We start from the raw sequence: 11,413 nt of genomic DNA, 5'->3' as shown, positions 1-11,413 counted from the left end.
CCTGCTTAATCGCGCAACTCACCAACTATGTAGGGGCGGCAGAGCCTGTCCTCGTAAGGATGCCGCCCGCGTAATGTAAAATCGAGAGAGGTTTCGCCGAGCCGGGTTAAGGCCGCCGCAACCCGGCCGGAATCTGAAAAACAATTTAATCAACGAAACCTAATCATGCGTAAACTTCTTCTTATCTCCCTCTGCCTTATGGCAACCACGGCTTTCAGCGCACCGCGATTCGGCGTTAAGGGAGGCGCGATGCTTGGCAACGTGGATGAAGATTTTCTCGTTCACCCTACCGCATCCGAAACGACGAACCGCACTGGTCTTGTTGTGGGCGTGTGGGGCGAAACTCCGCTTGTTGTGCTTGAAGGTTTTGCCATTCGCGGTGACGTGCTTTATGCGCAAAAGGGCGCGAAGTACGAAATCTTTAGTTATGATGTTACGGTAATTGCCGATGAATTGACCGTCACGCCGTTTCTCGTTTATTACTTCCCGACCAAAGTTATCCGCCCATTTCTTGAAGCCGGACCAGAACTCGGTCTCACGCTTGCCGATGGTGTGAAAGTGGGCGGCGACAAATTTGATTCCGGCGGCGCATGGAAAGACACCAACTTCTCGCTCAACATTGGCGGCGGCGTAGAATTTTCACTTGGCAGCCGTGCGATTGCGCTTGAATTAAAATACAATCGCGGCTTGACCAACATGGGTGGTTGGGCCGAAAGTGCGCCCGGCTATCCCGCGCCCAATGTCAAAACTCACGGCATCCAACTGCTGGCCGGAATTCAGTTGTTTTAGCTCTCCCCCTTGACTCTTTGCCCAAATGTTCATATATTGCATGGATCCGTCCGCATCTATGTAACTGCCTAAAAATCAACAAAAAAGGACCCACCCATGCAGATGTCGAAAATGATGATCCAGCCGCGTCTCGACTACTTCAAAATGATTCACGGCGTCACCCGCCGCATCGTTGACCAAATGCCCGATGACAAGCTGAACTTCAAGCCCGTCCCCGAAGTGCGCTCATGGTCGGAAACCGTCCAACACATGTACGGCTCCCTCGATGCCATGATGAAAATGGCCAAAGACGCCAAGTTCTACGAAGACACTCCCGGCAATATCAACTCCAAAGCCGACCTCAACAAGTTCGTGGACGACATGTTCGCCTCCGCCTTGAAAACGTGGGAAACCGTCACCGATGCCGACCTCACTCGCAAGTTCGAAGCATGGGGCACCACGTTTGATTGCTGGCAAATGCCCTTCTTTGCCGTGGATGAACACTGGCACCATCGCGGCGCATTGACCATCTACCTGCGCCTGAACGGTATCGAACCCATCATGATTTACGACTATCAGGGTTGATTACGCACTCGACAGAGGAAACACTCGCCTGGGCGGAAGAGTTCGCGAAACGACTCCGTCCGGGCGATGTCGTCTGTCTCTCCGGCGAACTCGGCGCCGGTAAATCCGTCGTCGCGCGCGGTATCGGCAGAGGCCTCGGTGTCAAAGAGGAAATTCTCTCGCCCACCTTCAATTACGTCCTCGAATACGAAGGCCGTTGTCCGCTCTTTCACGCCGACCTCTATCGCATCGACAACGCCGACGATTTTATCGCGCTCGGACTCGAAGAATACTTCGAGCGCGACGGCATCTTTCTCATCGAATGGCCTGAACGCATCTCCGGCATTCTGCCCGACTCCTGCTACCATATTCACCTCGACATTCTGCCCAATATGGCAGAACGCGCCATTCTGCTCTCCGAACCCCGCTCATGATTCTCTGTATTGACACTTCCAGCCGCGACTCCCTGCTCGGACTCGCGCATAACGGGCACGTCTTCGACACCATGTTGACCGACCGCAACGAGCTTGCTCAGGCTTACCGCGAACTGCTCCATGCCGCAAACGCTGCTCAGGCAGACCTTGCCGCAATTGCTATAGGGCAAGGCCCCGGATCCTTCACCGGTTTGCGCGTCGGTTTCGCCTTCGCGCACGGTCTGGCACGAGGTTTGGATATCCCCCTTTGGCCGGTGCCCTCTTTTGAAGTCTTGGCGCACAATCTGTTGCCAACTTCCGACACCGTCACCGTAATCGTGCAGGCTCGCAAGGAACGCTGGTTCGCCCAGGCCTTCGGAGTCGCCGCCAAAGAGCGTGTGATTGTCGATGCCAAAGAGTTGGCGCAATGGTTGCCTGAGAGTGGAGGTATCTGCGGCCCCGGCTGTCTGAGCCTGACGGACGAACTTAAAGCTAAACTGCAAGTTCGCATTCCCGAGGACCCCGACCTGCACAGACCGCATGCGAATACGTTGATTCAGCTCGCGCAAGACAGATGGCAAAACCGGGAACGGCTGAAAATCAGTGACGTCCTCCCGGATTATGGATTGGAATTTGGAGCGGCTTAGATACCATTGAAGACGAAAACTCTTACCTGCTTTCTTCTGCTCACCGCCCTGCTCGGAACCGGTGCCGCTTGCGTTTTTGCGCAAGCTCCCGCCGCGACCATGCACGGCTACGACCGCGCTCCACAGCCTGTCTGGGCTCGACACTTCGGTTCGCCCGAAGATGACGGAGCCTATGCCGTGCTCGCGCTCGAGGAAGGCGGCTACATTCTCGCGGGCGACTGCATCTCCGATGCTGGTAATCGCACCATGTGCCTGATGAAACTCGGCCGCCATGGTGACCTCGTCTTTGACAGACGATATCCCGGTTCCGGCACCTCCGCGGCTCGCGCCGTGCGCACCACCAACGACGGTGGTTTCGTCATTGCCGGCTCCACGCGCGGACCCGGCGGCAACGGAACTGACCTGTACGTCGTCAAAGTGGACCCCGACGGAGATGTCGAATGGTCCCGTATCTCTCATGACAAGGGCGGTGACTTCTCCGAGGATATCCTGCACGCTCGCGGCGGCGGATTTGTCAGCGCCGGACGAAATGCGCTCGACCACAAAGGCGGATACAATATTGTCAAGATGAACAAGCCCGGCACCGTTGTCTGGACCCGCAACTTCCCCGGTGAACAGGCCAATGCTATCGTCGAACTCTCCAATGGCCGCATTGCCGCAATCGGTGTAACAGAAGATATTCCTGCGTCGGCACGTCCGAAGAATCCTGCCAAAACCCAGCAATTCCCGTGGGTCGAATCCAAACAGCGCGATAACCGCCATTGTACCGGGGAAGCAGCGTTCCTGTTCTCTGTGCTCGATTGGAAAGGTGCGGTCGTCAACGAGCGAGTGTATTGGAATCGAGGCTACGATGTCGGAAATGCCATCGCCACAACTCCCGAAGACGGCTTCCTGTTGGTCGGCTCCGTCGGAGGATGCGAACAAAACCCCACGGGCTACGATGTCTGGATTGTCCGCACCGATAGCACTGGCGATACACTCTGGACCCGCGGTTTCGGCGGTGTGCAGGAAGACCAGGCCTACTCCGTTTTGCCTGAAGAAGATGGCGGATTTGTCATCGCCGGAAGCACCCGCTCCTGGGGACAGGGCGAAAGCGATATGCTCCTGTTCAAGATTGACGGACGCGGCACCCTCCTCTGGAGCACCGCCATCGGAGGACCCGGAAACGAAATCTGTTACGAAGTCCAGCACACCGACGGCGGATATATTCTCTCCGGCACCACCACCTCCTACGGCGAAGGCGACACCGACATGTATCTCGTCAAGGTCGAGATTCCGGCGAAACGATGAACACCTGCCGCGGCTAAGACAAACAAAGCAGATTGACCCATAAGTATAGTCGAAAGCAGAGGCGTTAGCCTCTGCTTTTTTGTAATTTGGAACCGGCTTGTAACTTTTGCGGCCCTTATTCGTATATTGTGTGTAGCAGGACTCAATGACCGACTTCCACCAGCTATATTCACACTATGCAGGCGATGTCTACCGCTTTGCCCTGTTCCTCTGCGGTGACTCCGCCGAGGCCGAGGAGATTGTGGCCGAAACCTTTGCGCGCGCCCTCACCGGAAAAGCACCGCTCGCGTCCGCGACCGTGAAAGGCTATCTGCTTACCATCGCGAGAAACCTGCACATCGAATCCCTGCGGCATCGCAAACGGCATGCGGAACTCTCGCCCGAACTCCCTGACCCGCAGCCGCATCTTGAGCATGTCGTCAGTCAGAAATCCGAACTTGAAGCACTCCAAACCTTCCTGCTGCAATGTCCGGAGGTGGACCGCGCTGCGCTCCTCCTTAGAGCGGACGGTTTGCCCTACGATGAAATCTCCTCCGCGCTGAATATCTCCCTCGCGGCTGCCAAAGTCAAAGTCCACAGACTCAGGCTCAAACTCGCCGAATGGAGAGCGGCACGCGAATCAAATTCAATCTGAATCCCCCGGAGCAAAATATGGAATCCCTCTCTCGCAATATCATCCTCGACCTGCTGCCCGCCTATATCGCCGGTGAAGCCAGCGAGGAGACCCGTGCCCTTGTGGACGAATACGCGCGCAGCGACCAGCAAATTGCCAGACTGATTCGCGCGGGGTCGCTCGGGCTGACCGAAGCGTCTGAAGTGGATGCCCCCGTGCATCTCGAAATGAAAGCCATCCGCCGCATCCGCAGCTCCATTCGCCGCCAAATGGCCTATGTCTTTCTCGGTACCATTGCGCTGCTGATGATTCCGTTCATGGCCATGCAATTCACCGATGAAGTCGACTGGAGCCCCGCTGACTTCATTATCATGGGTGTCATGCTCTTCAGCGCCGGTCTTACGTACGTTCTAATATCTAAAATGCGCGACAACCTCGCCTACCGCCTCGGCGTCGCTGTAGCCGTCGTCACCGGATTCATCCTCGTCTGGGGAAATCTCGCCGTCGGATTGATTGGCTCGGAAGACAATCCGATGAACCTGATGTATTTCGGCGTCCTCCTCATCGGCATCATCGGCGCGATTCTCTCTCTCTTCAGGCCGCGCGGTATGATGTACTCACTCTATGCCGCCGCCGCCGCCCAGTTCCTCGTTCCCTTCATTGCAATGCTCATCAAAGGTCTGCAAATGGACCCCGTTGACAAGAGCCCCGGCGTTCTCGGCATCATCATTCTCAACACCGTCTTTGCCGTCCTCTTCCTCGTTTCAGCAACCCTCTTTCGCAAGGCAAGCGAAGCCGAAAAAAAATGAGTCGCATCGTCGGAAAATTCAAACGGGCAGCCCTTTGGCTGCCCGTTTTCACTTCATAAACTGAATTCCGCTAATCTTCCTTCCGCCCGAAGTCAAAGTCATACAGCAGCTCGACTCGATACGTTCGCGGCGGCATCCGGTAGCGCTCCATCTCTTCGTACTGCTCATTCGTGAGATTCTCCAAATGCAAACTCAACCGGGTGCTCTGCCGGAATTGAAAGGCCACCCGCGCCGTTATCAGCGTGTATGCGTCAGGCGCGTCGTTCTGATAAAACACCACCGTATCCGTCTTCGTCACGTGCCGCATCTCCACTCCGTAGGTCGTGCGGCGATGCGTATATTCCGCGCCAAGGAAAAATCTCCATTCCGGGACATACGTTAACGGACCGAGGTCATTGATATCCGTGTTCAAATACGTCGTCGAGAACACCGTATTCACGTGCTGCGGCCACGTCGAGCGTATCCCCATTTCTCCGCCCCGAATCTGCGCCTCCGCCAGATTCTCCGTCTGAAACCTCCCGCCCGCCACCACCAGCCAGCGGATGATGTCGTTGTAATCGTAATAAAATCCCGCCGCGTCGACCATAACATGATCGTTAATCCGGTAGTTCAATCCCACCTCGCCGAAATCCACCGTCTCCGGATCAAGATTGGGATTCGGCACAAACTCGTAGTCCTGTGTCCCCACCCGCTTCAGAAACATCTCGGCTATCGATGGATTGCGGAACGCGTGTCCCACCGAGCCGCGCAGCACGAGATTCCTTAGCGCTTCGTAAGAAACTCCCGCCTTCGGGGATAATTGTTTTGACGTCCGCCCTCCGACCAGATGACGATGGTCGAAACGGGCTCCCGCCGTTAAATGGACTTTCGGATGCACCGTCCAATCATCCTGAGCAAAGCCTGCCAGTGACACCGCTTGCTGCTTGCCGTAAAGATAAGACTCGGGCGCGCCGTCGACAAAGTCCCACGTCGCGTCAAAACCGAAAACCAGCGTATGTCCGCCCGGCGCTATCTTCGTGGACTGCTCAAGGATGCCGAGTTTCTGTGACCGCGAGCGTGTTTGAAAATCAATCGGTGTGTCACCTTCGCGGTAGTCGCTCGCCGGATTGAACAGCGAACGCGTCAAATCACGGTTGTAAAACAGCCGCAATGTGTAATTCGACCGCGGCGACTCCACTCTGCGGTACACCAAATCCGATGACCACGTCTGCTTGCGCTGCAAGTCGTTCGTGTAAATGTCGCGCACTCGCAGCGGCGCCAGCGTACTCTCCCACGCGTGCGGATACTCGTTCTCGCCGCTCAGGTAGATGTTCGAAAACGTCAGATTCCGCTCCGGCGTGTAATCATACACAAGCTTCGTGAATGCCGTCAAATTCTCCAGCGCCGACGTTTGTCGCCAGCCTTCCGAATTGCGGCGCGTGAAATTCGTGAAGTAGCCAAGTCTCCCCACCGAGTTCGAATGACTGAACGACAAATCACTGCGCGTCGTCATCTTCTCCGTGTAGCGCGACCACACCGGAGGCTTCTCATAAACCCCGTATCCCGCGCGAATGCGCGTGTATTCACGGTGTGTCGGTGAATGCGTGATGACGTTGACCACGCCGCCCATCGCGTTCGACCCGTAAAGCGCGGAATAAGCCCCCTTCACCACCTCCACACGGGCAATCACATCTTCGGGATAGAGCGACCAGCTTGCACCGTCCGTGTCCGATATCACCGCCGGCCTGCCGTCCACAAGCAGCAACGTGCGATTGCCGACGCCGCCGCCCAGCTTATCCGAAGAGCCGCGTATGGAGACGTTTGAAACGATTGCACCGCCCGTGCGATGCACGTCCACTCCGGGAACAGCATCAAGCACCCGGTCAAGCGAGCTCGGTGCGCGCGCCATCACTTCCGTCGAGCGTACGATTTCCACCTTCGTCGTGGAAAGCCGAGCCGTTGTTTCACGCGCCTGTGCCGTGATGACCACCTCATCGGCTTGCAGCAAATCGGGGTCGAGCCGGAAACTCAAATTCAGCGTGTCGCTCTCGCCTATCGTGAATGATGGCTCAAGCATGCGGAAGCCGATACTCGAAATCCTGAGCGTCCATTCACCGCCGTTCGGCAAATGCAGTGAAAAGTGACCGTCTTCGTTCGTCGATGTCCCGCGCAGTGTCCCCAACAACTGGATATTCACACCCAGCAGTCCCTCGCCCGTGTCCATGTTGGTCACCGTCCCGCGCAGCAAGGGAGAGGCGAAGACGGAAGAAGTTAAAAGTAATAATAGTAGTATTCGATACATATTCTTTGTAGGGGCGGATGGCAATCCGCCCGTATATGCAGGTGCGACAAAATCAAGGGCCGTCTTTGCAGACGGCCCCCGAAGATAATCATTCTGCCCGAAAAGCGAAACCTTAATTGCTGATGTTGATGTTCAGATAGCCAAGATTTGCCCCGTCAAACACCAGCGGGTCGGCATCCCCGTCTGCATCCGCGTCATAGCCCCCGTGCAGCGTTGCGCCCTGCTGCTCGTTGTCATAAAGCAGTACGTAGAACGAACCGTCCGGCATTCCCGTCAATGCGTACACCGTTTCCGTCGCGTCGAGTGCGTACCATCCCGCCGGAGGACCCATCAATTGAGGTGTCGGACTAAGGGCTACCGCCAAACCCTCCGCCGGGCGGTCGCCGTTGAACGTGACGGTGCCCGATACATAGTGCGGCGCCGGTCCCGTCAAGTTGGTCGCGTTCAAGGTGACCAGTGGCTCATCGACGGAAATCGTTATGGCATCGCTCACCGCATCGTGTGTCCCCGGAGGCGACATAACACTCGTGACAACTCCGTAGGCTCCAAGATACCGGTTGTTCGGCGGCTGCTCGTTCGTCCAGAACGAAACATAATAGCTTCCGTACGCTTGCGAGAACGAATAATATGGATTGTTCTGGTCGGTCATGGCGGAACGGCCGCGATAGCCCGCAATGCCACCCGGCTCCCAAGCTGTGTAAGGCATCGTCGTGATGATGGCGGCAACACCTGCCGTCGGCCATTCACCTGTAAAATTCAGTGTGCCCTCTATGCGGCCAAGATTGTCACAGCCTGCAACCGGCAAGCGCCGCTCAAACCAAACGTGCATTTCAATCGTCTGAGTGGTCGCGTTACTGCTGAAGGTAATGCTTTCAGGAATCGTATCTGACGTGCCCGGTACTGCGCCGAGCATGCCGATTACAGGCTCATCACACTCAACATTACCCGTTGCCGTCGGCTTGCGCCAGCCCGCCACGACGACGGCATAGTCTCCAAGGGCGATTCCCGTCAGTTCAAAACTCAAAGTGTCCGCAGGATTGGCATTCGACGGATCGGGATCCTGAAAGTGCGAGGCTTCCGTGTGATAGGACGGCGGACCACCGGCGGACATCGCACACCACCAGCAGTTCGTGTTCCAATTCTCAAATATCGAAAGCTGAACCGTGCCTGAATCCGGCCAGTTGCCGTGGAAAATGACATTACCGTTCAGCGTTCCTGTTGCTGGTGGAGTATCGCCATCGTCATCATCTTCGCAGGCAACTACAAATAGTGTCGCCGCAGCCAACAAAAGTGCAATCAGACTGATTCGCAACTTATAAGATAGAGGCATGATTTTTCCCATATTGCTTTGTGAAAAGAGACGCAATTGCAAATATAGAAGTTCGAGACCTCTAAGTCAAGTATCTAACTCCCCGAGTTGACCCTTTGAGAGGAAATCACTAAACTCAGTTTCCCGCCGGGAACCTTTGCTTGACAGCGAGCGTTCTGTGAGTAATCGGTTAATATAACCCTACAAAGTCATATACCCCCCTAAATCACTCCTTACCAACACTTTACATGAATATTCGTGCCAATCAGAGCCTTGAACGATACCTCCAGGAAATTGGTGAAGTCGCTCTGTTGACTCCTGATGAAGAAATAAAATTGGCCAAACGGATTCGCAAGGGCGACCAAATTGCTCTCGAGAAACTCACCAAAGCCAATCTGCGCTTCGTCGTTTCAGTTGCGAAACAGTATCAAAATCAAGGACTTTCACTGGGCGACCTGATTAATGAGGGCAACCTCGGCCTCATCAAAGCGGCCAAGAGGTTTGACGAAACGAGAGGCTATAAGTTCATCTCCTATGCCGTGTGGTGGATTCGCCAAAGTATCCTCCAGGCACTGGCCGAGCAGTCCCGCGTTGTCCGGCTTCCGCTGAACAGGGTCGGCGCGCTTAACAAAATCGGCAAGACCTTCTCCAGCCTCGAACAGGAATACGAACGAGAGCCCACTGCTATGGAGATTGCTGAGGCGCTGGACATTTCGGCCTACGAAGTTACGGATACGCTGCGCATGTCCGGCCGCCACCTGTCTATTGATGCGCCGTTTGCGCAAGGTGAAGACAACCGCCTGCTGGACATCGTTCACAACGACACGCAGCCGCCGCCGGACGCGACCTTGATGAAGGAATCGCTGCGTCAGGATATCGAACGCTCGCTCTCATCGCTTACTCCGCGCGAAGCTGAAGTCATTCGTCTCTATTTCGGTTTGGACCGCGAACATCCGCTGACGCTCGAAGAGATCGGAGAGCTCTTCAAGCTCACCCGCGAGCGCGTCCGCCAAATCAAGGAGAAGGCGCTGCGCCGCTTGCGTCATGCGTCACGCTCCAATTCACTCAGGAGCTATTTGGGATAACCTGTCGAGCTTGTTGGAATCGCCGGTCGCCTGACCGGCGATTTTGTTTGGGAACTTTTGTGGAAAAAAATAGTTAGTTTGATATAAAGCAATTCCACATCAAACTATTGGCAACATGCCGGGGAGAACTCATGATTCGAATTCGTAAAGCTTCCGACCGGGGATATGCAAACCACGGCTGGCTCGAAGCTTACCACACATTCAGTTTCGCGGATTACCGTGACCAGGAGCACATTCACTTTCGCAGTTTGCGGGTCATCAACGACGATAAGGTGGCTGCAAAAACGGGATTTGGGCTCCATCCGCATGACAACATGGAGATAATCACCTATGTCATGGAGGGAGAGCTAACCCATCAGGACAGCCTCGGAAACAAGGGGGCTATCCGGGCGGGAGAGTTTCAGATGATGCATGCCGGAACGGGAATTCTGCATGCGGAAAAGAATGACTCTGACATGCGCACGCATCTTTATCAGATTTGGATTTTCCCGGACAAGAAGGGGCATACTCCCGGCTATGATCAACGGCCTGCCTTGAACGGCGATTCGGCCAACAAACTGAGTTTGATTGTTTCTCCGGACGGCCGTGACGGGACGATGCAGATGCATCAAGACGCGAGTTTGTACTTGGGCAAACTGGATTCAGGCAAATCACTCGCCTACACGATTGCCCCTAAACGTCATGCGTGGATTCAAGTCACAAAAGGGAAACTGACGGTCAACGGAAATGAACTTTCCGCAGGAGATGGTGCGGCGGTGTCGGATGAGACTTCGCTTTCCTTCACCGGAGGCGAGGGAGGCGGAGAATGGCTGTTATTTGATTTGAACTAAGTGCTTGTTAAGCACTATTTATCCCGCTGACGCGGTCTCGGAGTATTTCGGGGCCGCGTTTTCGTATTGTGCCGTTTGATGGGCGGTGTCCACTGCTGTTGTAGTGATCTCTTTCCCCGTGGGTAGTCGAGTGATTTACTCAAGCGGACAAGTTGCTTGCTGACGTTCCGGGGCCGTCGTGGCCATCCTCCACTAGTAAGAGGGGGGTCAGTCGGGCTTTGGTCGGTTAGCTGTGCATAATATACATATGGATTGAACGCTTGTCAAGTGTTTGTGGTAAAAAATACAATTTTCTATAAACATTTGTGCAATCTTGGATTAGGGGAAATTGGCATTGGAGTTACGAGCCGGGAGGGAAAGTTCGAGAGGCATGGGGGGAGGCGGGAATTAGAAATAAGAAATGAGAAATTAGAAAGGGGGACGACGTGCGGGGGCGGGGCTGCTGACGGGGAAAGAGGAGTTGTTTTCTTGACAATCCCCGTGGCAAACGCTACCTTGACAGCAGGTCTTGGGAAGCTAGCGGAAGAACTTAACTTGGAGACCACTATCATGACGCGAATTCTATCTGTATTCAATCTTTTGAAGCGGGTGGGGTTCGCGATTCTGTCTTGGGGGATTTCAACAATGCTTTACACGATCACACTTCTACTATTCATTGCCGGCCTTGCGCATGCCCAAGACATTATCTGGGTGCGGAATGGCGACACGGCCAACTCGCATTTTGGCGGATTTATTTTTCCGCTTGGTGACCAAAACGACGACGGTTTTGATGATTGGGCAGTGTATGCCTCAGGCAATGCTAAC

12 protein-coding genes are annotated in these 11,413 nt (G+C 55.0%); 10 read left to right on the top strand and 2 right to left on the bottom strand.

Going from position 1 to position 11,413, the window contains the following annotated elements; all coding sequences use genetic code 11:
* The first annotated feature begins 165 nt into the window (after positions 1–165).
* The 7 genes from HUU59_13195 (at position 166) to HUU59_13165 (ending at position 5,104) form a co-directional block, all read left to right on the top strand.
* Positions 166–789 carry a PorT family protein gene (locus tag HUU59_13195; protein NUO20395.1) on the top strand — a complete coding sequence of 208 codons (624 nt, stop codon included), beginning with the start codon at positions 166–168 and terminating at the stop codon, positions 787–789.
* A gap of 96 nt (positions 790–885) precedes the next feature.
* Positions 886–1,353 carry a DinB family protein gene (locus tag HUU59_13190; GenBank protein NUO20394.1) on the top strand — a complete coding sequence of 156 codons (468 nt, stop codon included), beginning with the start codon at positions 886–888 and terminating at the stop codon, positions 1,351–1,353.
* Positions 1,350–1,766, top strand: a complete 417-nt coding sequence (tsaE, locus tag HUU59_13185; GenBank protein NUO20393.1) for a tRNA (adenosine(37)-N6)-threonylcarbamoyltransferase complex ATPase subunit type 1 TsaE — start codon at positions 1,350–1,352, stop codon at positions 1,764–1,766. The genes HUU59_13190 and tsaE overlap by 4 nt, the downstream gene beginning before the upstream one ends.
* Entirely contained in the window at positions 1,763–2,392 is a 630-nt protein-coding gene (gene tsaB, locus HUU59_13180; GenBank protein ID NUO20392.1) for a tRNA (adenosine(37)-N6)-threonylcarbamoyltransferase complex dimerization subunit type 1 TsaB, read from the top strand. The genes tsaE and tsaB overlap by 4 nt, the downstream gene beginning before the upstream one ends.
* 6 nt (positions 2,393–2,398) lie before the next feature.
* Positions 2,399–3,682, top strand: coding sequence for a hypothetical protein (locus HUU59_13175; protein ID NUO20391.1), 1,284 nt, complete (start codon positions 2,399–2,401; stop codon positions 3,680–3,682).
* A gap of 145 nt (positions 3,683–3,827) precedes the next feature.
* Positions 3,828–4,316 carry an RNA polymerase sigma factor gene (locus tag HUU59_13170; GenBank protein NUO20390.1) on the top strand — a complete coding sequence of 163 codons (489 nt, stop codon included), beginning with the start codon at positions 3,828–3,830 and terminating at the stop codon, positions 4,314–4,316.
* A 17-nt stretch (positions 4,317–4,333) separates the two neighbouring features.
* A complete protein-coding gene (locus tag HUU59_13165) occupies positions 4,334–5,104 on the top strand; it encodes a zf-HC2 domain-containing protein (GenBank protein NUO20389.1) in 771 nt (256 codons plus the stop codon).
* A gap of 70 nt (positions 5,105–5,174) precedes the next feature.
* On the opposite strand, the gene HUU59_13160 is transcribed toward HUU59_13165, so the two are convergent.
* Complete coding sequence (locus tag HUU59_13160) at positions 5,175–7,307, bottom strand: TonB-dependent receptor (protein NUO20388.1); 2,133 nt, start codon at positions 7,305–7,307, stop codon at positions 5,175–5,177.
* 190 nt (positions 7,308–7,497) lie between these two features.
* Positions 7,498–8,715: a hypothetical protein gene (locus tag HUU59_13155; GenBank protein NUO20387.1), complete on the bottom strand. Its 1,218-nt coding sequence runs from the start codon at positions 8,713–8,715 to the stop codon at positions 7,498–7,500.
* Between the two features lie 227 nt (positions 8,716–8,942).
* On the opposite strand from HUU59_13155, the gene HUU59_13150 reads away from it, so the two are divergent.
* The 3 genes from HUU59_13150 to HUU59_13140 all read left to right on the top strand — a co-directional run.
* Positions 8,943–9,779, top strand: a complete 837-nt coding sequence (locus tag HUU59_13150) for an RNA polymerase sigma factor RpoD/SigA (protein NUO20386.1) — start codon at positions 8,943–8,945, stop codon at positions 9,777–9,779.
* Positions 9,780–9,910: 131 nt separating this feature from the next.
* Positions 9,911–10,609, top strand: coding sequence for a pirin family protein (locus HUU59_13145; GenBank protein NUO20385.1), 699 nt, complete (start codon positions 9,911–9,913; stop codon positions 10,607–10,609).
* Positions 10,610–11,158: 549 nt separating this feature from the next.
* Positions 11,159–11,413: hypothetical protein (locus HUU59_13140; GenBank protein NUO20384.1), on the top strand; the 255-nt coding region annotated here is incomplete at its 3' end.

This window comes from bacterium (assembly GCA_013360195.1).
GTDB lineage: Bacteria > Electryoneota > RPQS01 > RPQS01 > RPQS01 > JABWCQ01.
Note: the sequence above shows the minus strand (reverse complement) of the source record. Positions and strands in the feature narration are given on the sequence as shown.

Bases quoted from the DNA above. Each gene is read 5' to 3' on its own strand.
- HUU59_13195 (NUO20395.1), top strand. From the start codon at position 166: ATGCGTAAACTTCTTCTTATCTCCCTCTGCCTTATGGCAACCACGGCT.
- HUU59_13190 (NUO20394.1), top strand. From the start codon at position 886: ATGCAGATGTCGAAAATGATGATCCAGCCGCGTCTCGACTACTTCAAA.
- tsaB (NUO20392.1), top strand. From the start codon at position 1,763: ATGATTCTCTGTATTGACACTTCCAGCCGCGACTCCCTGCTCGGACTC.
- HUU59_13170 (NUO20390.1), top strand. From the start codon at position 3,828: ATGACCGACTTCCACCAGCTATATTCACACTATGCAGGCGATGTCTAC.
- HUU59_13165 (NUO20389.1), top strand. From the start codon at position 4,334: ATGGAATCCCTCTCTCGCAATATCATCCTCGACCTGCTGCCCGCCTAT.
- HUU59_13160 (NUO20388.1), bottom strand. From the start codon at position 7,307: ATGGACACGGGCGAGGGACTGCTGGGTGTGAATATCCAGTTGTTGGGG.
- HUU59_13155 (NUO20387.1), bottom strand. From the start codon at position 8,715: ATGCCTCTATCTTATAAGTTGCGAATCAGTCTGATTGCACTTTTGTTG.
- HUU59_13150 (NUO20386.1), top strand. From the start codon at position 8,943: ATGAATATTCGTGCCAATCAGAGCCTTGAACGATACCTCCAGGAAATT.
- HUU59_13145 (NUO20385.1), top strand. From the start codon at position 9,911: ATGATTCGAATTCGTAAAGCTTCCGACCGGGGATATGCAAACCACGGC.